The 21,129-nt window shown below is 62.1% G+C and carries 33 protein-coding genes and 1 tRNA gene; 22 read left to right on the top strand and 12 right to left on the bottom strand.

Translation table 11 applies throughout. From position 1 onward, the window contains the following. Window positions 1-200 precede the first annotated feature (200 nt). From GAK28_RS12115 to GAK28_RS12105, 3 genes are all read right to left on the bottom strand, one after another. The gene (locus tag GAK28_RS12115; protein WP_291779170.1) at window positions 201-605 is read right to left on the bottom strand and encodes a hypothetical protein; all 405 of its coding nucleotides are present in this window, start codon (window positions 603-605) and stop codon (window positions 201-203) included. Continuing rightward, window positions 605-1,039: a type II toxin-antitoxin system antitoxin SocA domain-containing protein gene (locus GAK28_RS12110; RefSeq protein ID WP_291779167.1), complete on the bottom strand. Its 435-nt coding sequence runs from the start codon at window positions 1,037-1,039 to the stop codon at window positions 605-607. Before GAK28_RS12110 ends, GAK28_RS12115 begins: the two co-directional genes overlap by 1 nt. Before the next feature lie 241 nt (window positions 1,040-1,280). Beyond that, entirely contained in the window at window positions 1,281-1,511 is a 231-nt protein-coding gene (locus GAK28_RS12105; protein WP_291779164.1) for a hypothetical protein, read from the bottom strand. A gap of 178 nt (window positions 1,512-1,689) precedes the next feature. Here GAK28_RS12105 and GAK28_RS12100 point away from each other — a divergent pair, with 178 nt between their 5' ends. From GAK28_RS12100 to GAK28_RS12000, 21 genes are all read left to right on the top strand, one after another. Beyond that, window positions 1,690-1,926 (top strand): hypothetical protein, encoded by a 237-nt coding sequence (locus GAK28_RS12100; protein ID WP_291779161.1) that lies wholly within the window; start codon window positions 1,690-1,692, stop codon window positions 1,924-1,926. Beyond that, window positions 1,923-2,087: a hypothetical protein gene (locus tag GAK28_RS12095; RefSeq protein ID WP_291779159.1), complete on the top strand. Its 165-nt coding sequence runs from the start codon at window positions 1,923-1,925 to the stop codon at window positions 2,085-2,087. Before GAK28_RS12100 ends, GAK28_RS12095 begins: the two co-directional genes overlap by 4 nt. Then, window positions 2,084-2,371 (top strand): hypothetical protein, encoded by a 288-nt coding sequence (locus GAK28_RS12090; RefSeq protein ID WP_291779157.1) that lies wholly within the window; start codon window positions 2,084-2,086, stop codon window positions 2,369-2,371. Before GAK28_RS12095 ends, GAK28_RS12090 begins: the two co-directional genes overlap by 4 nt. Continuing rightward, the gene (locus tag GAK28_RS12085; protein ID WP_291779155.1) at window positions 2,371-2,529 is read left to right on the top strand and encodes a hypothetical protein; all 159 of its coding nucleotides are present in this window, start codon (window positions 2,371-2,373) and stop codon (window positions 2,527-2,529) included. The genes GAK28_RS12090 and GAK28_RS12085 overlap by 1 nt, the downstream gene beginning before the upstream one ends. Further along, complete coding sequence (locus GAK28_RS12080) at window positions 2,526-2,870, top strand: hypothetical protein (RefSeq protein WP_291779152.1); 345 nt, start codon at window positions 2,526-2,528, stop codon at window positions 2,868-2,870. Before GAK28_RS12085 ends, GAK28_RS12080 begins: the two co-directional genes overlap by 4 nt. 4 nt (window positions 2,871-2,874) lie before the next feature. Further along, window positions 2,875-3,105 (top strand): hypothetical protein, encoded by a 231-nt coding sequence (locus tag GAK28_RS12075; RefSeq protein ID WP_291779149.1) that lies wholly within the window; start codon window positions 2,875-2,877, stop codon window positions 3,103-3,105. Then, window positions 3,102-3,251, top strand: a complete 150-nt coding sequence (locus GAK28_RS12070; protein WP_291779146.1) for a hypothetical protein — start codon at window positions 3,102-3,104, stop codon at window positions 3,249-3,251. The genes GAK28_RS12075 and GAK28_RS12070 overlap by 4 nt, the downstream gene beginning before the upstream one ends. Before the next feature lie 44 nt (window positions 3,252-3,295). Beyond that, complete coding sequence (locus tag GAK28_RS12065; protein WP_291779143.1) at window positions 3,296-3,730, top strand: hypothetical protein; 435 nt, start codon at window positions 3,296-3,298, stop codon at window positions 3,728-3,730. A 56-nt stretch (window positions 3,731-3,786) separates the two neighbouring features. Beyond that, a complete protein-coding gene (gene bet / locus GAK28_RS12060) occupies window positions 3,787-4,575 on the top strand; it encodes a phage recombination protein Bet (RefSeq protein ID WP_343161868.1) in 789 nt (262 codons plus the stop codon). Further along, entirely contained in the window at window positions 4,575-5,237 is a 663-nt protein-coding gene (locus GAK28_RS12055) for a lambda exonuclease family protein (protein ID WP_291779140.1), read from the top strand. The genes bet and GAK28_RS12055 overlap by 1 nt, the downstream gene beginning before the upstream one ends. 41 nt (window positions 5,238-5,278) lie before the next feature. Next, window positions 5,279-5,770: a hypothetical protein gene (locus tag GAK28_RS12050; protein WP_291779137.1), complete on the top strand. Its 492-nt coding sequence runs from the start codon at window positions 5,279-5,281 to the stop codon at window positions 5,768-5,770. A gap of 51 nt (window positions 5,771-5,821) precedes the next feature. Further along, the gene (locus GAK28_RS12045) at window positions 5,822-6,145 is read left to right on the top strand and encodes a hypothetical protein (RefSeq protein ID WP_291779134.1); all 324 of its coding nucleotides are present in this window, start codon (window positions 5,822-5,824) and stop codon (window positions 6,143-6,145) included. Then, window positions 6,142-6,549: a hypothetical protein gene (locus GAK28_RS12040; RefSeq protein WP_291779131.1), complete on the top strand. Its 408-nt coding sequence runs from the start codon at window positions 6,142-6,144 to the stop codon at window positions 6,547-6,549. The genes GAK28_RS12045 and GAK28_RS12040 overlap by 4 nt, the downstream gene beginning before the upstream one ends. Continuing rightward, entirely contained in the window at window positions 6,546-8,048 is a 1,503-nt protein-coding gene (locus GAK28_RS12035; RefSeq protein ID WP_291779128.1) for a hypothetical protein, read from the top strand. Before GAK28_RS12040 ends, GAK28_RS12035 begins: the two co-directional genes overlap by 4 nt. Before the next feature lie 311 nt (window positions 8,049-8,359). After that, on the top strand, window positions 8,360-8,581 hold the full coding sequence (locus GAK28_RS12030; protein WP_291779125.1) for a hypothetical protein: 222 nt from the start codon (window positions 8,360-8,362) through the stop codon (window positions 8,579-8,581). After that, entirely contained in the window at window positions 8,574-8,789 is a 216-nt protein-coding gene (locus GAK28_RS12025; protein WP_291779123.1) for a hypothetical protein, read from the top strand. Before GAK28_RS12030 ends, GAK28_RS12025 begins: the two co-directional genes overlap by 8 nt. Continuing rightward, a complete protein-coding gene (locus tag GAK28_RS12020) occupies window positions 8,782-8,985 on the top strand; it encodes a hypothetical protein (protein WP_291779121.1) in 204 nt (67 codons plus the stop codon). Before GAK28_RS12025 ends, GAK28_RS12020 begins: the two co-directional genes overlap by 8 nt. Next, a complete protein-coding gene (locus GAK28_RS12015) occupies window positions 8,982-9,161 on the top strand; it encodes a hypothetical protein (RefSeq protein ID WP_291779117.1) in 180 nt (59 codons plus the stop codon). The genes GAK28_RS12020 and GAK28_RS12015 overlap by 4 nt, the downstream gene beginning before the upstream one ends. Continuing rightward, window positions 9,158-9,580 (top strand): hypothetical protein, encoded by a 423-nt coding sequence (locus GAK28_RS12010; RefSeq protein WP_291779113.1) that lies wholly within the window; start codon window positions 9,158-9,160, stop codon window positions 9,578-9,580. The genes GAK28_RS12015 and GAK28_RS12010 overlap by 4 nt, the downstream gene beginning before the upstream one ends. Further along, a complete protein-coding gene (locus tag GAK28_RS12005) occupies window positions 9,577-9,786 on the top strand; it encodes a hypothetical protein (RefSeq protein ID WP_291779110.1) in 210 nt (69 codons plus the stop codon). The genes GAK28_RS12010 and GAK28_RS12005 overlap by 4 nt, the downstream gene beginning before the upstream one ends. A 245-nt stretch (window positions 9,787-10,031) precedes the next feature. After that, on the top strand, window positions 10,032-10,175 hold the full coding sequence (locus GAK28_RS12000) for a hypothetical protein (RefSeq protein WP_291779107.1): 144 nt from the start codon (window positions 10,032-10,034) through the stop codon (window positions 10,173-10,175). 424 nt (window positions 10,176-10,599) lie between these two features. On the opposite strand, the gene GAK28_RS11995 is transcribed toward GAK28_RS12000, so the two are convergent. The 7 genes from GAK28_RS11995 to murJ all read right to left on the bottom strand — a co-directional run bounded on the left by GAK28_RS11995 (window position 10,600) and on the right by murJ (window position 19,049). Then, a complete protein-coding gene (locus GAK28_RS11995; RefSeq protein WP_291779104.1) occupies window positions 10,600-11,571 on the bottom strand; it encodes a site-specific integrase in 972 nt (323 codons plus the stop codon). Window positions 11,572-11,722: 151 nt separating this feature from the next. Next, window positions 11,723-11,798: transfer RNA gene (locus GAK28_RS11990), tRNA-Thr, on the bottom strand. A 42-nt stretch (window positions 11,799-11,840) separates the two neighbouring features. Continuing rightward, window positions 11,841-12,782, bottom strand: coding sequence for a 4-hydroxy-3-methylbut-2-enyl diphosphate reductase (gene ispH, locus GAK28_RS11985; protein ID WP_291779101.1), 942 nt, complete (start codon window positions 12,780-12,782; stop codon window positions 11,841-11,843). Between the two features lie 131 nt (window positions 12,783-12,913). Then, window positions 12,914-13,414 (bottom strand): signal peptidase II, encoded by a 501-nt coding sequence (gene lspA / locus GAK28_RS11980; protein ID WP_291779098.1) that lies wholly within the window; start codon window positions 13,412-13,414, stop codon window positions 12,914-12,916. Window positions 13,415-13,486: 72 nt separating this feature from the next. Continuing rightward, on the bottom strand, window positions 13,487-16,345 hold the full coding sequence (gene ileS, locus GAK28_RS11975; RefSeq protein ID WP_291779095.1) for an isoleucine--tRNA ligase: 2,859 nt from the start codon (window positions 16,343-16,345) through the stop codon (window positions 13,487-13,489). A gap of 51 nt (window positions 16,346-16,396) precedes the next feature. Next, window positions 16,397-17,353, bottom strand: coding sequence for a bifunctional riboflavin kinase/FAD synthetase (locus GAK28_RS11970; protein ID WP_291779091.1), 957 nt, complete (start codon window positions 17,351-17,353; stop codon window positions 16,397-16,399). An 88-nt stretch (window positions 17,354-17,441) separates the two neighbouring features. Beyond that, complete coding sequence (gene murJ / locus GAK28_RS11965) at window positions 17,442-19,049, bottom strand: murein biosynthesis integral membrane protein MurJ (RefSeq protein ID WP_291779088.1); 1,608 nt, start codon at window positions 19,047-19,049, stop codon at window positions 17,442-17,444. 232 nt (window positions 19,050-19,281) lie between these two features. Here murJ and rpsT point away from each other — a divergent pair, with 232 nt between their 5' ends. After that, window positions 19,282-19,545, top strand: coding sequence for a 30S ribosomal protein S20 (gene rpsT, locus GAK28_RS11960; protein ID WP_090052307.1), 264 nt, complete (start codon window positions 19,282-19,284; stop codon window positions 19,543-19,545). Window positions 19,546-19,680: 135 nt separating this feature from the next. Here the strand turns inward: rpsT and cgtA are convergent, their stop codons facing one another. Further along, window positions 19,681-20,748: an Obg family GTPase CgtA gene (gene cgtA / locus GAK28_RS11955; RefSeq protein ID WP_291779080.1), complete on the bottom strand. Its 1,068-nt coding sequence runs from the start codon at window positions 20,746-20,748 to the stop codon at window positions 19,681-19,683. A 105-nt stretch (window positions 20,749-20,853) separates the two neighbouring features. Continuing rightward, on the bottom strand, window positions 20,854-21,111 hold the full coding sequence (gene rpmA, locus GAK28_RS11950; RefSeq protein ID WP_072321611.1) for a 50S ribosomal protein L27: 258 nt from the start codon (window positions 21,109-21,111) through the stop codon (window positions 20,854-20,856). Window positions 21,112-21,129 lie beyond the last annotated feature (18 nt).

Below are 21,129 nucleotides of genomic sequence, written 5' to 3'. Positions count from 1 at the left end.
GGAAAGCTCTCGCGTCAGCTAGGCATTCCGCTTACACGCTCGGGTCGCCAGAGGAAGCTCGGAAAGGCAATGGGATGCTGTGTGCCCGCCGCGTTCCTTCTCTGCTGCGGAGGAGCTTCGCTCTACGGGGCGATGCGGCTGGTCATCTACATGGCCGGATAGGCGAAGCCTATCCGCCAAAAAAGGACTGTCCATGCAGATCAGTGGCCGTATACACTGAAATCATGGTCAAGCCAAAGTAGGTGAAAAATGTCGCCCGACCTGAAGCCGACCATTGCCTTCATACCGCTGAAGCGAAGCGACCAAAGCTTCACATCCTCGGTTACGATCCGAGGAATTTCTTTCTTAATCGACGTTCTGGAAATATTCTCTTTCCCAGATCCATGTCTAGGCGCCTGCTCAATCTGACTCCAGTCCATCTTGCTAAGATGCCTGAGTTTAGCGATCAATTGCCTTTGATCTGCGTCTTCGCAATCACTTAGATCATGGCCGTTCTGTAGGTGACGAAGACAGAAGACCGGGTAATTTAAGCTGGCTGGCTTAGATGCGGATTGCTTAGGAGCAATGCGGCCACCGGCATCCTGCCTGTTCCCTTTGATCTTCATCAAGCGACAATCTGCCCCCGAAAGAAGTCCGTCATCGCAGCGGGAGTAATCTCTTCATTAATTTCAACGTTCGCCCAAGGTGCTTCTTCGTGTGTCATATTCCGAAGCTTCCAGGCCGAGTACTGGCCAAGCACTGTGTAGACCTCGTCCACAACGCCTCGGGCCTCATCATCAATCACATTACGATCAAATCCATCCGGCTTAGGAATCGGATTTGCCCCATGCCCTTTGTAGGCCTCCCACACTGACAGTGTGACCGGACCATGCTGCCAAGCGACAATCCTGTCAGCAAACAGCGGACGCCCCAAAATTGCAAGGCAATATCCCTGCGCGTAATAAACAAGCTTCTGAAGCTTGAGATGAGAAATCAACTCACCTGAGTCTTCGTCAGTGAGCGAAAGGATGTACTTGGCTACATCGATTGCCGTAGGCATGGATCAATCCTCCTGAGACACGCGCTCAGACAGCGCCCTCCCGAGCACTGCCCATGAGGCAACTCCGGGAAAAGCAAGCATTGTCAGCAGCGCGGCCTAATGGGAACCACATGGGTATCTCCAGCCGTCCAGAACTCCATTGTACCGGTTGTATCAGTACAAATACAGCTCCTTCTTATCGTGATCTCAATGCTTTTTCCTTGGCATTCAGGCAGTTCCGAAAACGCTTAGCTGAAGCTTTTCATGCCTCCTCTGGCACCCTCCCCGCCCGCACCAACACGACCGGCTCGCCGTACTCCCCGGCCTCGATATCGGCCGCCTGGCTCCAGGCCAGAACTCCCTCGCACGTTTCAACTAGGCGCTCAGCCTTGCCCCTCGCCTGGCTTTCCGTTTGAAGAGCCACCGCCGGCATAGGTGCCAGCTGGCCACGCTTGCCGGCCTTGAAGCCCTGTACGAAGTAGATGGTTTGCATGGTGTCTCCTAGATGGGGATCCATGGTGTCGCGAGGGCGTCGCACGAGGAGAGATGAAAATAAACGAACCCTGAATAATGTCAGTGCGCTGACAAAGGAATTCTGTCAGCTTGTTGACAGCAACTGTCAGCTTACTGACAATAGCTCCAACGCCGGCCCACCCGGCATGGAGACAGGCATGAACGCCAACGTGCACATTCGAGTTTGCGGGGTTGAGACCCCCAGCCCGGAGAAGCCCAGCCAGGCTATCCCGAGGATCTCTGTCCAGGTGAGCGGCAAGGGCGGTTTGGGTCCCTGCACCATGTTCAGCCTGAGCGAGTCGGAGACCCTTACGCTCATTGCCTCCTTGCAGGAAGGCCTTCGCCAGGCAAAGGCCAAGTGCGAAGCCCTGGATCAGGTCGAGGCTGCGCCATGAAGACCTTCGACGTCCTCGGTCTTCTCTGTCTCGGTATGGCCTACCTGATACCTTCACAGCGGATCGAAGCGTGGCTGACCTTCATCGTCCTGGCGCTGATCTGCTTCATCGTGGCTTTTGCCATGGCGGTCTGGGAAGCGACTCAGGAGGACGTGCTGTGAGCGCCTTCGAAGCCCGCACCGACCGTGCAATCGCTGACCACTACGACAGCGTAGATCGTTACGACGATTTCATTGAATCGACGACCCGCCGCCTTGGTGCCGACGACGACACGCTGGCCGATGGTATGAGCGACGCGCTGTATGACCCGCGCACCCGCTCGCAAGTACTGCGCCTCGTCCGCTCAGGCGACCTACTCGCCGCCATGACGCTCATCCGCGATCACGCCCAAACCACCTACATCAACGAACAGGCCGAAGTGGCTGCGCTCAAGGAGTTCCGGTGATGAACAACGTTATCCAGTTCCCCTCCAAGTACCTCGTCATCACCAAGCTGGTGAATGGCAAGCGCGTCACTCGTCCGTTCCGTGGCGACTTCAAGGACATCCCCAGGGGCTACAGCTGGTGCGGGCGCCGCGTCATCACCAAGGGAGCTGCGGCGTGAACAATATCCACTACCGAACTCAGTACTGGATGGATGCGTTTGAAGCGGCATGCGAGGAATGCGGTCTTGCCTCGGCATTCGATGCGCTCACGGACGAACAGAAGCTAGCCGCTGCCGAACTTATCGAAGGCGCGGTGGAATGCCAGGACCAAGCCTTCGGCCCGACTCCGACAAATCCCCTTATCGACGAAATTGCCGAACTCAAACGCTCTCATGCATCTGAACTAGCCAGAGAAGCAAAACGCTTCGACGTGCTTTTGAATGAAGCCTGCCGCGTCGCTCGCGTTGACCCATCAAGGGTTTCTGTGAGCGAAACAGAACTACTAGTGCACAGGAACTGATGGAATGAGCACCGAGAAGAAGGTGGATGTGCTCGGCATCCTCGAAGAAGTCCCCCACAAGATCAATTTCCGCTGGACGTTCCACAAGCAGGTGTCCAACGACCTGGATGCCTGCCGCCAGGTCGTAGCCGAGCTTATCGAAGCTGCGCGCGAGGTTGAAGCGGATGCGTCATCGCTCGGCATGAGCACGACGCGCCTCACCGCCGCCCTCGCCCGCGTCGGGGGTGCGCCATGAACGCCTTCGACCGCTACCTGGAAGAAGTTGGCCGGTCCGCCCAGAAGCGCCGCCCGATGACTCGCCCTGAATGGCGTGCCCTTATCGCAGGTATCGGAATTCCTCTCGCTTTCCTTCTGATTCTCGTCGCGTTCTGTCCGCGCTGAGCCCCGATCACAACACGCCGGGCGTGCCCGGCAAAGGAATCTTCATGGGCTACAACACGCGTTTCAACGGCACCCTGACCTTTACGAGCGAGCCATCGGCCGCCCAGTTGGCGAAGCTAAATACCTTTCTCGGCGAGGACTGTCGCGAGCACCCCGAGTGGAATGCGGGCGGCAAGGCTTCCTACATCGATCTGGTCATCGCCCGCGACTTCTCCGGCTTGGAGTGGGACACCGGCACAGAAAAAACCTACGGCCTTGAGGAGAGCGTGAACGTCATCGTCCGCGAGATGCGCAAGGAATGGCCGAGCTTCGGTCTCGCCGGCACGCTCATTGCCCAGGGCGAAGACTTTGACGACCGCTGGGCTCTCGTCATGGGGGAGGACGGGTTCGCATCTCGGCAGCCAATCGCGATCGCCGGAAACGTCGTTCAGTGCCCTCACTGCAAGCAGAAATTCGCCGTCGAATCGGCAGCTTCGTAATCCACCTCGCCCACCGCGCCGGCGGACACCGGCAAAGGATTCCCGTGAGCACCAACATGATCGTTGTGCAGGCCAGTGCGCTCGCCAAATCGCTCTCCATCGAAGCGGAGCCGCAGGAACTTGTCACTGTTCTCAAGGCAACCGCTTTTAAGGGCCAAGTCAGCGACGCCCAGATGATGGCGCTTCTGGTGGTGTCGAACCAGTATGGCCTCAATCCGTGGACGAAGGAAATCTACGCCTTTCCCGACAAGAACAATGGCATCGTGCCAGTTGTTGGCGTAGACGGCTGGTCCCGCATCATCAACACCAATGACCAGTTCGACGGCATGGAGTTTGAATACGGCCCACTGGATGGGAAGCACCACGAATGGATCGAGTGCATCATCTATCGGAAAGACCGCAGCCGGCCCACGCGCGTCCGCGAGTACTGGGATGAGGTCTACCGCAACGGCATCGGTCCATGGCAGAGCCACGGCAAGCGAATGCATCGCCACAAGGCGACGATCCAGTGCGCCCGCCTTGCTTTCGGCTTTGTTGGGATCTACGACCAGGACGAGGCCGAGCGAATCATCGAGGGTGATTACAAGGTCGTCGGCAACCGGCCCGGCATCGCAGCCGTTGAGCGCACCGTTCCCGAGGACTCCCCCGAACGCGACCTGCTGATCGCTGACCTGAATGCCGTGTCCGATAACGGCATGGACGCCCTCATGAAGGAATGGGAGCGCATCGGCAAGCCTTCCCGTCAGCTGGTAGCCGACCGCCTCGAAGGATTTAAGGAGCGAGCATCCCGCGCCGATTCGATCGCGGCGGGCAATGTGGCCACCGATTCCGGGGAGGTCCAGTGATGGAGCAGAACAGCCCCGAGTGGTGCGCAGCGCGTGCAGGGAAGATCACTGCAAGCCGCATGTGTGACGTGCTGGCCTACACCATCGGCGAAGGCGAATTTAAGAGCGGCCCGCGCAAAGGCCAGCCGCGTCCGTCCCTCGACCTACAGGCACGCCGTGATTACATCGGCGACATCCTTGCCGAAATCCTCACCGGTGAGCCCAAGGCACAGACGCGGGCAAAGACAATGGATTGGGGCCATGACGTAGAGGCCGCCGCACGGGCCGCCTACGAGGCCGAGACAGGCCAAATCGTCGAGCTTGCGGGCTTCGTGCTGCACCCGGGCATCGAATACCTGGGCTGCTCCCCAGATGGCCTTATCGGCGCCGACGGCCAGCTGCAGATCAAGTGCCCGGCCAATCCCGCAATCCACGTAGCGACGCTGAGCGGAGGCATGCCCGCCGAACACATGCCCCAGGTGCAGGCGGAGATGCTGGTCACCGGGCGCGGCTGGAACGACTTCGTGAGCTTCGACCCGCGCATGCCTCTGAACTGCCGTCTCTACATCGAGCGTGTTCACCGAGACGACGCCTACATCAACGACCGACTGATCCCGTCCTGTGCGTCTCTATGGGAATCGGTGCAGTCGCTGCTTGAACAACTGCGGCAGCGTGCCGCCTGACCCCTTTTCAACAGCGCCGGCGCCGCCGGCAAGGATTTCCCATGTCCAAGCGCACCGCACCTCAGATCGAAACCGCATCGGAAGAAGCTGCCCTGCATGACACTCCCATCCAGGTAGCGGAAGCCACGCTCCTCGGCGACATCATGAAATTCGTCGTCGATGAGCTGAAGGCAGCTCCTGATGTCTGGCAGAAGCTCAGCCAGCACAAGCAGGACGAAGTGATCTATCGCATCGACTCCCGCGCGCGGCAGCTCGTTGGCCAGGTGGTGGACATCATCGCCAGCAATGACCGCCCGACGATTGCGGCGACCGTCGAATCCGTGACCGTCAAGGAAGGCATCAAGGCCGTCCTGACCCTTTCGAAGACCGACGAGCAGCGTCATGAGCTGTTCGATGCTGCGGGTCGCCCGGTGTTGCTGGTAGTCGCCAGCAAAGAGGAATTCCTGGGCGGTGCTGATCGCGTGAAGTCGGATCCCGACCAGAAGCCGTTGAACGGCTTCGGCGACATGGACGACCTCGAAAACGCTGCCTGATCAATCGGGAGCGCTTCGCGGCGCTCCCTCTTCTTCACGGAACCGATGAGCATGACCACCGCCCCCGACAGCGCCACCCTTGCATCGCTTATCGAGGCATTCCGACATCGCGAGCAGATCGGCATCGCCAAGTATGGCGTGACGGTAGATCGTACTGACCTCACGCACGTCAAGTGGTTACAGCATGCCCTAGAAGAAGACATGGACCGGTGCCTGTACATGCAGCGCGCTATCGATACTGCGATCGCACTGATAGCCGAGCGGGACAGGATGAGAGACGCCTTGAATCTCATCGACTCCATGCGATTCGATCCACTTCCTATCGGTTGGGCCGCTGACATCGCCCACGAAGCCCTACAGGAGTCCGTTGCATGACCACCGACAAGACCAGCCAGAACGAGTTGTACGGCTACAGCCTGGACGGAGAGACGTTCCACGGCCGATATGCCACGCGCGCCGAAGCCCTTGCCGAGGGCATCAAGGCGGCCATTGAGGACGAGCGTGACACAGTTACCACCGGACGGCACGACGCCCCGCCCCACACATCCGAGTTCATGCCAGACATTGACGACATCCTGGAGCACATGGCTCAGAAGGCGTCTGACGATTACGACGGCGAGGATTGGCCGGACGTCGGCAAGGACGATGTGATGGAGGCTCGCCAGCAGCTGGAGGCCGCGCTCGATGCCTTCGCGAACGCAGTGCACGCCGTCTCGCCACCGTGCTTCCACTACGTAGTGGACGAGCAGACCCATGACGTCCCGGGAGCATCCGCATGACCGACAAGACCAGCACCGCGCCCGTGATGTCGTGGACAAGCCGCACTGCACTCCCGCGCGTCAACCCTGCGCAAATGGTTCGGATAGCCAAAAACTATGCACGCGTAGACCAGCAGCATAGTTACACCCAAGTCGATGACTTCATGCCGCACGATTGGGTTGTTGCTGCCATGTGCACGGCTTACGACGCCGGAAGGCAGAACATCATCGATGGGACACACACTGACGGGTTCACCCCGGAGGCCATTGAAAGCGTGCGACGCATCTTCGCCCCCACCCCCGATGTAGTGGGCGGGGATGTGGTGGGTTGGCACGCTCCCGATGAAATCCCAGCCACGAAGCCAAATGATCGCGACTTCTTCCAGATCGCGGTTCGCCGGAAGCGCTCGGACAAGGTTTTCTCCTTCCCCGCCGTTTACTGCAACTCACTCGCCCTGACCGTCGAATACGATCCTGAGGAGTCGTCAGGTAACAGGTGGAGTTCCCATTTCCTCTCTGAGGAACTAGCCGACGAAGGCGAGATGGGATTCACCGGATGGTGGGATATCAAGAGCAACAGCGAGTACGACACCTACTACGAGCCTGCCTTGGAAGATGGCGACGAACTGATCGGTTGGTGCGAGCTACCACAGTGGGGAGCCGCCCCGCGCGTACAGGGCGATGCCGACCACAATTTCGTCAGCCGACAGGTTGGTCTGGCGTGGGCTGAACTGCAACCCGATATGACGGAGCGCGAGCAGCGAGCGCGTGGTCATCTTGATGCGGCGCTATCTGCCCTCTCCGCCCAGCCGAAGGGCGAAGCCGAGAGTCAGTGGCGTGTCGATGTGATACGGGCCATGGATGAGATCGAACCTCAATGGCGTGATATCGGCGCCGCTGCATCCATCCGCGCATTGGGTTTGAGGTGTGCCAAGCGGATCACCATACGATCTGAGGACGACAGCAGTCCTGCCAATGCCGTCGCATACCTGGACATCGGTGTCGGGGGTTACGTGGATGTTGGCAGCGATCTAAGCGACGACCAGCTTGCCGAACTGCCGATGGGGCGGCATATGCTTGGGATCATCGGCACCTTTGGCGTCAACGGTTTTGCCGAAGCCCACCCTGCCGAGCAGACGAGGGGCGATGGGGTGGTGGAAGCAATGATTTCAGCAGCCATTTCGCTTATCAATGGCGCGGAAGAATGCGAGACCGCCGATGGCCTGATGAACGCTGCGCAGCTCCACCTTTGGCATGCGCTCGAAGACGCTATCGAAAAGGTTGGACCGGCCGAGATTTCGGATTTCGCCCCGCGACAGGCTGTGCCGGATGGGGTGCATAATCGACGACTGATGCAGGCGAGCGGCTTCGGTTCGCTACTGGCCGAAGTGCTTGGATCGAGCGCTCAGCTGTCGTCTGATCTGCGTGAGCGCGTGCGGCACGCTGTTGAAGACAACGAGGATTACTTGGCGCAGGTTCTCGCCGCCCCGTCAGCCGGGCGGATGGGGGTGGATCAATGAGCGTGCTGGATAAGGCAGTGGAGGATGCTGCACGGGCAGAAAGAAAGCGTCGCGCAAAGTTGATAAGAAATAGGACCATTAGAAACCCAAGATTTTATTTGCTCATTGTCGTTTCGGTTGCCCTCCTCCCCGTCTCGCTTTCAGTGTGGCTGACAAGCCTAATGGCCGATTGGATGAAGCGGTCATCGGACACCGTTGAACAATTTTTCGTCCGCCTACTTTCACCCCTAAACCGGTGGGTCGATGCCGGAGAACGCAAGGAAGACGCAGCATGACGACCAACTACATCGCCGCCGCGAGGGAGGTGACCAATGCGTAAGCTCACGCTGTACCGCGACGACAGCACGACGCAAGTCGTTTACGAGAACGTGAAGCACTACTTCTGGCTGGCTGCGAATACGGTTCTTTCGATCGCCATCGTGACGGATACCGCTACGGGAGCCCATTACTACGTGCAGTGGCCGCGCGAGCGATTCTGCTGGTTCAAGGATCAGCCGATGCCGCCTGCCGAACAGGAGGTGCCCAATGCGTGATCCTCGCATTCAACCCGTAGCGGGCGACGTGCTTCCCAGCGGTCGCCACACCTACTACGTCATCGACGCCCGCGATGGCGAGGTCCGCTACACGCAGGACCATCCACCCGTGCCAGTCGATACGGTGTCGCTGGACGAGTGGATAAGGTCAGCCGCGAAAGACACGGTTGTAACTCTTGGCGAACAGGAGGTGCCGGGACATGGCTGATTACTACGTCCACATCGTTACCGAGCATCAAGACGACGCGCTGGCAGAGCTACATATGCGAGCCATCCCTGCTGTTGGCGACGGCATCCGCCTTGGCAATATGAGCCTATGGCGCGTCACTTATCGCGTCTGGCAGCTCAACGAGGCTCGTGAGGATGGAGCGCAGCGAGTCAACATAGGAGTACAGCGGCTATGACCCTAACCTACTCCACCTACGAGCTGTGGCAGGACGAAAAGTATGCGGTTTCCGTCACTGGCCCTGAAGATCAGGCACTACAGCAGATCAAGCACTACGCCATGGTCTACGGTCAGGATGGCCCCGTGACCGTCTACAAACGCCAAGGACGCAAGCGCATCGAGGTGATGCCATGACCCTCACCCCTGAGATGGTGGAGACCGCCCTTGGCAAGATTGCCGAGGCCCAGACGGTACTGCGGGAGCTGGATGCCGGACTGCGGAAGGCGCGAGCCCAGGACTGGGCCGGCCACGGGCCACATGAGATGAATGTTGCTGGGTGCCTGGTCCGTGACGGAGCCTGGGTGGCTGCGAATTCCGGCCTCAACGACGTTTACGCGATGCTCCGCGCCCAGTCCCAGCGCGCGGCGGGGGTCGAGGCCAAGCTTGACGCTCCGGCGAAGGTCGGCGCGGTCGTCTTCAGCAAAGGCGTCTCCTGGTCATCGGTCATCGCCTGTGCCCAGCGAGCCTACGCCCATAAGGATGACCCGAATCCCTCGGCCGAGGATGTGGAGAAGCTGCGCGCCCTCATCGACAGGGTGGGAGGTGGCTCATGACTCACCTGCCGTTCTTCCTTGGCGGCCTTTATCTCGGCGGAATCATTGTATGGGCCGCAATGATGCGTTGGGCGATCACGCGGCAAGGTGAGCTGATAGACAAGCTGCAATCTTCGCGCGAAGACGTAGCTCGACTGAAGCTCCTGATGAAGCTCAACGGCTACGACGAACATTCACCGAAAGACAGGGCGGGAGGTGGGGTGTGAGCCGGACGAGGAAAGGTCGTAAGGCGCCAGGCTTCGAGTATTGGTCGCGTCGCCCCGGAAATCGACATGGGGGCGCCCCTGGATCCTTGACGAAGAGGAACACGCACAAGAGCGAGCGCCAGAAGGGTAGGAAGGACGAAAGGGAGAGCGCGTCATGACGACAACGCTCTGGCTCACGCCCGAGGAAGTGGCCGATCTGACGGGCTTGGATAAGCCCTGCAAGCGCCGCGACACGCAGTGCATTAGTGCACGACGCCGCCTACGCCCATGCGCTGGTGTTGGCGATGAAAGAAATCGACTTTGATGGTTTTTGTACGCCTGTGCAGGCAACTATCACCAGAGCAAAGCAACTCATGCGCGAATGGGGATATGGGGAGGACCAGAAGTGACCACTATTGGTGACATGGTTGCAGAAGTATGCGGCCCACTATCAAGCGAAGATGTGAGGCGTCTACTGTGGGGTGCAAGCAGCTACCCATTCGGAGACTTCGATAGCGTCAAAAATACGCTTAGTAAGTCTTGGTCCAAAGGTGGGCAGACTGTCGATGGCGCAATACAGCGGGCTGCCGATGAACTAGATCGAGCCTGGGAAGCAGGAAGGCCCGAACGGGAGGGGGTGGAAGATGGCGGCGGCTAACGACGATTCGATGTGGAATGCCGATGCTGTGGCAGCGTTCCTGGGCGGCGTCTCACGACGGCACTTTCTGGAGCGCATCGCCTGCAAGCCGGGTTTCCCTACCCCCTATCAGCTCAGTCGAAAGGTCAAGCTGTGGTATCCATCCGAGGTAAAGGATTGGGTGAAGCGGAATAGGATCAATCAAGCCGCTTAGCCATGTCCTCGGCTGATTCTTCGTAATAGAGCATGAGACTTTTCAGGTCGCGATGGCCGATAGCTCTGGCGAGCTGCATCACGTCGAGCTTCTTTGACAAACGCCAGATGGCTTCAGCTCGGGAATCGTGAAAGTGTAGATTTTCAATACCGCTTCTGTCCCTGACTTTTCGCCATAAAGCGTCGCGCTCGCGGTCGTCTAGGTCGAAAATCTTCCCATCGCCCTTCGGGAAGCATTTAAGGATTGTCACGGCCTCAGTGGATAGTGGGACGTCCCGGCTGTCCCCGTTTTTCGTCTTCGGAAGGTGAGCCACCCGCTTGCGAAGGTCTACATTGGCCCAGGTGAGTCCAAGTATCTCACTCGACCGCATGGCTGTTTCTAGAGCCAAGTGGAAGGCCATCATAGTTCGATCGGTAGCCGTCTTCACGGCGTACTCATTGGTCATTCCAGAGGCGATCTTCAGGGCCTCAATCTCTTTCTTCGTGATGCGCCTACGCCTGCCACCGGGCGGCTTGGGGAGTGAAAGGCCTTCTAGGGGGCTTTCATGCATCCATTGCCAGTCGCCAGCGCACATTTTGAAGACGGACCGGAGCAGGTTGATGTCCCGCAACACGGTCGCCGGCTTAACGGTCTTCAGCCGGGTATCTCGCCAAGTAGCCAAGTCGGACCGGTCTAGATCCTTCAGCAGGATATCGGCCATCTTCAGGCGGCACATGGCGTTGCACCGCGTGACCTCCCACGTCTCGCCAGGACGACCCGGAGAGACCTCTTTGGCGAATCGACGGAGGGCGTCCCCAAGCGTCCTGTTGGGCATCTTGCCGACCTTTCCAGCCGCTTCCTTGTCCATGGCCCAAGCGGATGCCTGCTGTTTCGTGGCGAAGACCTCCGTCTCGCGCACACCCCTGATAGACACCTGGGCGCGCCACTTCTTCCCTAGCTTGTAGATACTCGCCATCCCACCCTCCGTGCACACGCATGTGCAGCGATTGTGCACGAGCATGCGGGGCATGGGTATCGACGGTGGAGAAGGGCACATGCGAAAAGCCCCTAAATGCCTTATATATCGGGCTTTTAGGGGCTATCGAGGATCACTGTGGATCGGTATGTGGTGCCGGAAATAGGAATCGAACCTACGACCTCATCATTACGAATGACGCGCTCTACCAACTGAGCTATTCCGGCGAGAGGCGGAATTGTAGGTAACCCGACGCCCGGACGCAAGCCTCAACTGGCGAGGCGGAGCTCCTTGGGCAGCGCGAAGGTGATGTTCTCCGCCTCGCCGTCCAGTTCCCGCACGCTACCGGCGCCCCAGGACTGGAGTCGGGCGATGACTTCCTGCACCAGCTTCTCGGGTGCGGATGCGCCGGCCGTGACGCCGATGCGGGCCTTGCCGTCGATCCAGGCTTTCTCGATGTGCTGGGCGCCGTCGATCAGGTAGGCGGTGACGCCCTGCTTCTCGGCCAGCTCGCGCAGGCGGTTGGAATTGGAGCTATTCACCGAACCGACCACCAGCACGAGGTCCACGGCATCGGCCAAGCGGCGCACGGCATCCTGGCGGTTCTGCGTGGCGTAGCAGATATCGTCCTTGCGCGGGCCTTCGATGGCGGTGAACTTCTCGCGCAGGGCCTTGATGATGGCGATCGTGTCGTCCACCGACAGCGTGGTTTGCGTAACGAAGGCAAGCTTTTCGGGCTGCTCCGGCACGAGGCGAAGCACATCGTCGACCGACTCCACCAGGTAGATCTGGCCCGTGTTGGCCTGGTTCCACTGGCCCATGGTGCCTTCGACTTCCGGATGGCCTGCGTGCCCGATCAGGATCACGTCGTAACCGGCGCGACCCAGGCGGGCGACCTCCATGTGCACCTTGGTCACGAGCGGGCAGGTCGCATCGAACACCTTGAGACCGCGGCGATCGGCTTCCTCGCGGACGGCCTTGGGCACGCCGTGGGCGCTGAAGATCACCGTGGCGTTGTCCGGCACCTCGTCCAGTTCTTCCACGAAGACGGCGCCATCGGCGCGCAGGCGCTCGACAACGTACCGGTTGTGCACGACCTCGTGGCGGACGTAGATCGGCGCGCCATAGGATTCGAGCGCACGCTCGACAATGGCGATGGCGCGATCGACACCGGCGCAGAAACCGCGGGGATTGGCGAGGAGGATATCCAAGAGGTGCCTCGTGACGGCCTGGAGCCGCGAGTGGGGAGCCTGGGCATTATCGCATGGCTGCCCGTGACGTGTAGGAGCGCGCCTTGCGCGCGACCCGGCCGGTCGCGCGCAAGGCGCGCTCCTACAGGCGATCAGGGGCGCTTGGGGGAGCCGGAGAAGATACTGAACACGATCAGCGCCACGGCGCCCACACTGATGGCCGAATCGGCCACGTTGAACACCGGGAACGGGTAGCTGCCCAGGAAAACCTGGATGAAGTCCGTCACCTTGGCGGCGTGGAGACGATCGATCAGGTTGCCCAGGGCACCGCCCACGATCAGCGCCAGCGGCAGGGCCGTGCGCCAGTCGTTTCGCGATGTGCGGGCCAGCCACACACTGAGCATGGCACTGATACCCAGGGCCAGCAGGGCGAAGAACCAGCGCTGCCAGCCGGCGCTGTCGGCCAGGAAGCTGAACGCGGCGCCGGTGTTGAAGGTGAGCGTCCAGTTGAGGATGCCCGGAATCACCGGATGCGGCGTCTCCGCCGGCTGGAGAGCCGTGAGGGCCCACCACTTCGTGAGCTGGTCGAGCACGATCATGGCGGCGGCGAGCCACAGCCAGGACAGCGCATTGGGTTTGGGACGTAGGGTCATTCGGTCAGCCATGGTTTACGGGAGCGACCCGCGCCCTCCGGTGGCGCGGGTAAAGGGGACGACGTCGCCGGGTCAGAACCAGCGACGGTCCTCGCCCTGCCCCGTTACGTTCTCGACGCAACGGCCACAGAGTTCCGGATGGGCAGGATCGGCACCCACGTCGGGGCGGTGGTGCCAGCAACGCACGCACTTAGTGTCGTCGTTGACGCTGGCCGAAACGTAGACCTCGCCGAGCTCGGTTTCCACCTTCTCCGCCGAATCCGGGCGACCATCGACCGGCGCAAGGATCGCATCGGAGGTGATGAAGAAGAAGCGAAGCTCGTCGGCCGACTCCGCCAGCGCGGCCTGTACGGCCTTGTCCGCATGGATGGTCAGCGTGGCGTCCAGCGAGGCGCCGATCTGACCCGCCTTGCGCATACCCTCAAGCACGCGAGAAGCGGTTTCGCGGATAGCGATCAGGTTTGCCCACCAGCCGCGCTTGTCGGCGTCCTGGCGCACGTCGAGACCGTCGTAGAACGTGTTGAACAACACCGATTCATCGCGCGAACCCGGCAGGTGCTGCCAGATTTCCTCGGCGGTGAAGCTCAGGATCGGCGCGATCCAGCGCACCATCGCCTCGACGATGCGATACATCGCGCTCTGTGCGCTGCGACGACCCTTGCTGTCGGTCGGCATCGTGTAGAGACGATCCTTGGTCACGTCGAGGTACAACGCGCCGAGTTCGTTGGTGCAGAAGTTCTGCACGCGCTGGACGATCTCGGGAAAATCGTAGCGCTCGTACGCCGCGACGATGGCCGCCTGCGTGTCGGCCGCCTGCTGCACCGCCCAACGATCCAGTTCGAGGCAGGCGTCGGTGGCGAGCAGGTGCTTGTCCGGATCGAAGCCGTCGAGGTTGCCGAGTAGAAAGCGCGCCGTGTTGCGGATACGGCGATAGGTATCCGACACGCGCTTCAGGATCTCGTCCGACAGCGACATTTCATTGCGGTAATCGGTGGAGCAGATCCACAGGCGCAGGATGTCGGCGCCCAGGGTCTTCATGATGTCCTGCGGCTCAATGCCGTTGCCCAGCGACTTGGACATCTTGCGGCCCTGCGCGTCCACGGTGAAGCCGTGGGTGAGCACATGGTCGTACGGCGCACGGCCGTGGATGGCGGCCGAGGTCAGCAGCGACGACTGGAACCAGCCGCGATGCTGGTCGGAGCCTTCCAGGTACATCACCTTGTACTCGGACGCGCCGTTGGCCTGCAGTTCGGGACGTGCACCGATCACGGCGTGGTGGCTGACACCCGAGTCGAACCAGACATCGAGGACGTCGGTGACCTTTTCGTACTTGTCGGCGTCGTCGCCGAGCAGGTCACGCGGGTCGAGGGTGAACCAGCAATCGATGCCCTCGCCTTCCACGCGCTTGGCGACCTTCTCCATCAGCGCGACGGAATCCGGGTGCGGCTCGTGCGTGTTCTTGTCGATGAACAGGGTGATGGGCACGCCCCAGGTACGCTGGCGCGAGATGCACCAGTCGGGACGACCGTCGATCATGCCGGCGATGCGCTCTTCGCCCCAGCCCGGCACCCAGCGCACGCTCTTGATCGAGGTGAGCGCGGTGCGGCGAAGGTTCGCTTCTTCCATGCTGATGAACCACTGCGGCGTGGCGCGGTAGATCACCGGGGTCTTGTGGCGCCAGCAGTTCGGGTAGCTATGGGTGAGCTTCGCGGCGGCCAGCAACACGCCACGCGGACGCAGCAGGTCGACGATGACGTCGTTGGCCTTCCAGATGTGCTGGCCGGCCAGGGCCACGTCGCCCGCGAGCGGGACGTCGCTGCGATACACGCCGCGACCGTCCACGTAGTTGAGCGTGCCGATGCCGTAGTGGAGGCCCACGGCGAAGTCTTCCGCGCCGTGGTCGGGCGCGGTGTGCACGGCGCCGGTACCGTCTTCAGCCGACACGTGGTCACCGAGGATCACCGGCACCTTGCGGTCGTAGAACGGGTGCTGGAGCAGCTTGTTCTCGAGGACAGCGCCCTGCACATGGCCGAGCACGGTCACTTCGTCCACGCCATAGCGGGCGAGCGCCTTGGCGGCGAGCGCCGAGGCGAGCACCAGCAGCACGCGCTTGCCGTCGCGCGCCGGGCCTTCGACGAGGGCGTATTCGATCTCGCCACCGAGCGACACGGCCTGGCTGGACGGCAGCGTCCACGGCGTGGTGGTCCAGATGGGCACGGCGACAATGGCGTCGCCCACGTCCACGCCGAACTCCGCACCGATTTCCTTCGGATGGATCGCGTCATAGGCGACATCGACGGCCGGCGAGGTCTTCTCGCCATATTCGATTTCCGCCTCGGCCAGCGCCGAGCCGCAGTCGAAGCACCAGTACACCGGCTTGGCGCCGCGCACGACGTGGCCGTTGTCGACGATGCGCGCCAGGGCGCGGATCATGTCGGCCTCGTAGGTGAAGTCGAGCGTGCGGTACGGCTTTTCCCAGTCGCCCAGCACGCCCAGGCGCTTGAAGTCGCCGCGTTGCAGGTCGATCTGGGCCAGCGCGTACTCGCGGCACTTCTGCCGGAAGGCGGCGGCGTCGAGCTTGTCGCCCGCCTTGCCGAACTTTTTCTCGATCGCGATCTCGATCGGCAGGCCGTGGCAGTCCCAGCCCGGCACGTAGGGCGCGCGGTAGCCGGCCATCAGCTTCGACTTGACCACGACGTCCTTGAGCACCTTGTTGACCGCATGACCCAGGTGAATGGCACCGTTGGCGTACGGAGGGCCGTCGTGCAACACGAACACCTTGTCACGGCCGGCGGTCTTTTCCTGGATCTGCGCATAACGACCGACACGCTCCCAGGTGGCCAGCCACTCGGGCTCGCGCTTGGGCAGGTCGCCGCGCATGGGGAACGCGGTCTGCGGCAGATTGATGGTGGTCTTGTAATCCTGGGTCATCGCTGGGAACCGTGGTTGTTTCGGGTCGCGGCCCGGGGGCCGCGCATCGCGTCATGCATCGACAAGTATGGGGTTCATCCCAAGGGCCTGCCGGGCGGCGATCTCGTCCTTGCGCATTTGTGCGGTCAGGGCGTCGAGGCCGTCGAATTTTTCTTCGTCGCGCAGTTTCCGCACGAACTCCACGCCGATGCGCTGGCCGTAGAGGTCGCCGGAGAAATCGAAAAGGTGGGCTTCGAGCAGGGGCTCGCGCACCTCGTTCACCGTGGGACGGAAACCGAGGCTGGCCACGCCGGGCCAGCTGCACGGACCGTCGCCCACGCCCACGCGCACCGCGAAGATGCCCTGGATGGGGCTCACGCGATCGCGCAGGTGGACGTTGGCGGTGGGATAGCCCAGCGTGCGACCGAGTTGCTGGCCATGCTCCACGTGTCCGTCGATGACGAAGGGACGGCCCAGCAGGGTCGTCGCGTCGGCGAAGCGGCTTTCGGCGAGCAACGTGCGCACCTTCGAGGAGGAGACGCGCTCACCGTCGACGAGGACGGGGGCCACGGCGTGGGCTGTGAAACCTAGCTCGGCACCCATTCGCTGCAGCAGGGCGAAATCGCCACCGCGCTTGTGGCCGAAGCGGAAGTCCTCGCCCACCCACACTTCGCGGGCGGCGAGCCGCCCCACGATCACATGGCGGACGAAGTCCTCGGCGGACATCTCGGTGAGGGCCTGATCGAAGCGCAGGGACAACAGCTCGCGGATACCCGCCGCGCCCATGCCTTCGGCCTTCTCGCGGACACCCGACAGACGCGGCACCGACTCCTTCGAGAAGTAGGCACGCGGCAGCGGCTCGAAGGTGATCACGGCAGGGGCGAGCCCCTGGTCGGCTGCACGGCGACGGACCTCGGCGAGGATCGCCTGGTGGCCCAGGTGCAGGCCATCGAAGGCGCCGATCGCGACGACGCTGCCTTCGGGCGCTAGGCAGGCCCCGTCGACATCACGATGAAGTCGCAGGGTCATGCGCGGGCGTCCTGGAATCGATGCGGAATAAAAGCCATCGGGCCAGTATAGCGGCCCCATTGCGGCGCACAATGCGAGGCTAGGCCCCTCATCGCGCCCGCAGGTCGCGCAGGCGGAAGCCCATGGCGAACAACGCCACCACGTAGGCTCCGCCCCCTGCCCCGACCAGCACGGCGAGACGCCACACACGCTCCCACTTCTCCACGTCACTCCACTCCGGCCAGACGTACAAGCCAGCCAGCAACACCGCGACCATCACGGCGCAGGACACGCCCAGGCGAGCCAGATGACGCCCCCAGCCCGGCTGGCGGGTGTACACCCCGGCCTTGCCCAGCCAGCGCCAGAGCAGCACGAGGTTGAGGTAGCTGGCCAGCGCGCTGGCCATGCCCAGCGCCATGTGCAGGCCCGGAATGGTGGAGATCGCCTCGAACCACGAGCCCGCCTTCTGCGCCGGCGTGGCCCAGAGGAAGAACAGCACGGCCAGGAAGATCACGTTGAAGACCATGTTCGACACCAGGGACGCCACGCCCGCCCTCACCGGGGTGCGGGTGTCCTTGCGCGCGTAGAACGCCGGCAGCACCACCTTCACCAGGGCGAAGGCCGGCAAGCCGAAGCTCAGCGCGGAGATCGACATGGAGGCCATGCGGGTGTCGAACGCCGTGAATCGACCATGCTGGAAGATCGTCGCCACCAGCGGCACCGAGAGGATCATCAGGGCGAACATCGCCGGCACGGCGATCAGCAGCGTGGTGCGAAGGCCCCAGTCCAGCGCCTTCGAGAAGCCATCCTTGTCGGTGGCCACATGATGGCGCGACAGCGACGGCAGGATGACTGTGCCCAACGCCACGCCAAACACGCCTAGCGGCAGTTCGAGGAAGCGATCGGCCTGCGATAGCCAGCTCTGCGAACCCGCCACCAGCAGCGACGCGATGATCGTGTCGAGCAGCAGGTTGATCTGCGCGACCGAGGAGCCGAACAGCGTCGGCACCATCAGGCCCATGATCCGGCGCACGTCCGGCGACTGCCAGCCCCAACGCGGCATCGCCAGCAGGTCGAGCTGGCGCAGGGCCGGCAACTGGAACACCAACTGGAGGATGCCAGCGACCAGGATCGCCCAACCCATCGCCATGATCGGCGTATGCAGGCGCGGCGCCAGCCACAGCGCGCCGCCGATCATGCAGAGGTTGAGGATCACCGGCGTCAGCGCCGGCAGGCCGAAGCGGTGGAAGCTGTTGAGCGCGCCGCCGCACAGGGCGGTCAGCGAGACGAACAGCAGAAAGGGGAAGGTGAGCCGCAGCAGATTGACCGTGAGGCCGAACTTCTCGGGCGTCTCGACGGCCCCCGGGGAAAACAGCGCGGTGACCTGCGGCGCGAAGATCACGCCCAGCGCCACCACCACGAGCAGCACCCCACCCAGCGTGCCGGAGGTTCGCGACATCAGCTGCTTGAGGTCGTCGTGCGGGCGCGTCTCCTTCACCTCCGTGAAGACCGGCACGAAGGCCGTCGAGAACGAGCCTTCGGCGAACAGGCGGCGCATGAAGTTGGGAATGCGGAAGGCGACCCAGAACGCATCGGTGGCGGCGTTGGCGCCGAACGAGGCGTTGATCGCCATGTCGCGGACCAGGCCGAGCACACGGGAAACCATGGTCATGCCGCTGAAGGACAGCATGCCGCGAAGAAGGCTGGGGGTTTTCATCCGTGCAACGGTTACCTTGGGCGGTCGGGACGGCCCCGGAAAGGCCGCCGCAAACCCATAGTTTGACAGCGGGAGCCGGGCGCGGGACAGTCTGTCGTCTGGCGATTCACGGACGGGCAAGCCCCTCCCGCCACGACCCTTCATGGGAGAAAGGCTAACCTATTGACGCGCCCCATTTTTGGTCGCACAATGGGTGTCTTTTTTAAAACCAACCGAACTCTGGAGCTTTACCTTGGCCAACATCAAGTCCGCGAAGAAGCGTGCGCGTCAGTCGGAGCAGCGCCGGCTGCGCAACGTCAGCGCGCGTTCCATGGTGCGTTCCGCACTGAAGAAGGTCGTCAAGGCGATCGACGCCAAGGATAAGGCTGCTGCCGCCTCGGCCTACGCCGTTGCCGTGCCGGTCATGGATCGTTACGCCGCCCGCGGCCTGATCCACAAGAACAAGGCCGCTCGTCACAAGAGCCGCCTGAACGCGAAGATCCGCGACCTGGCTTAATCGCCTGCGCGACATCGCTGTAGCAAAAAAGCCGGCTTTCGCCGGCTTTTTTGTTGCCTCGCTACCCCTGTAGGAGCGCGCTTGCGCGCGATGGAGGTTACGACAACCCCACCCCACGCAAGCGCGCGCCCAGCGCTACAAATCCCTCATACGGACATCGTCCGCCGCTTCCGTCTTCTCGCGCATGGCAGCACGCTCGGCGTCGAAGAACTGCTGCACCTTCAGACAGACATCCCAGGTGCCCACCTGGCCAGCCGCCGAGACCAGGAACCAGGGACCCATCCACTCCAGGCGAGCCACGATATCGTTGGCCACGGCATGCAGCTCCTCCTCATCGGAGAACACGTCGGACTTGTTGATGACCAGCCAGCGCGGACGACCGACCAGCTCGGTATCGAATTGCTCAAGCTCGCGCTCAATGGTGCGCACCTGCTCGACCGGGTCGGAGCCGTCGATCGGCCGGATGTCGACCACGTGCAGCAGCAGGCTGGTGCGAGATACATGGCGCAGGAACTGGATACCGAGGCCCGCGCCGTCCGCCGCACCCTCGATGATGCCGGGGATGTCGACAATCACGAAGCTCTGGTCGATGCCGACGCGCACCACGCCAAGGTTCGGATGCAGGGTCGTGAACGGGTAATCCGCCACGCGCGGCGTCGCCGCCGACACGGCACGGATGAAGGTGCTCTTGCCGGCATTGGGGAAGCCCAGCAGACCCACGTCGGCCAGCAGGCGCAGCTCGAACTTGAGGTCGCGCACCTCGCCCGGCGTACCCGGCGTGGACTTGCGCGGAGCACGGTTCACCGAGCTCTTGAAATGGATGTTGCCCAGGCCGCCACGACCACCCTGCGCCACTTTCAGGCGCTGGCCATGGGCCGTGAGATCGCCGATCTCCTCGTCGGTATCGACATTGGTGACCACCGTGCCGACCGGCACGCGGATCTCGATGTCATCGGCGCCCTTGCCATACATCTGGCTGCCCATACCGCCCTGCCCGCGCTTCGCCTTGAACGAGCGCTGATGCCGGAAATCGACCAGGGTATTGAGGCCTTCGTCGGCAACCAGCCAGACGGAACCGCCATCGCCGCCGTCACCACCGTCGGGGCCACCAAAGGGGATGAACTTCTCACGACGGAAGCTCACGCAGCCGTTACCGCCGTCACCGGCTTGGACTCGAATCTGGGCTTCGTCGACGAATTTCATGGGACAACCTGCTGGAAGCGCCGACCGTGTCGGCAGGAGATGGAACGGCCTTACAAACGAAAAGCCCCGCCATGGGCGGGGCCTTCGCTATCGCATCGTGGAGGCTTACGCCTGGACGACGTCGACGAACTTGCGGCCCTTGTCGCCGCGGGTCTTGAACGACACAGTGCCGTCGACCAGCGCGAACAGGGTGTGGTCGCGGCCGAGGCCGACGCCCACGCCGGCGTGGAACTTGGTGCCACGCTGACGAACGATGATGTTACCGGCTTCGACAGCCTGACCGCCGTAGATCTTCACACCGAGATACTTCGGGTTCGAATCGCGACCGTTGCGGCTGGAACCTACGCCTTTTTTATGTGCCATGACTCATATCCTCCGGCG

Origin of the sequence: Luteibacter sp. (assembly GCF_009912395.1) — a bacterium.
In the GTDB taxonomy this organism is placed as follows: domain Bacteria; phylum Pseudomonadota; class Gammaproteobacteria; order Xanthomonadales; family Rhodanobacteraceae; genus Luteibacter.
This window is presented reverse-complemented; position numbering and strand designations above follow the sequence as displayed.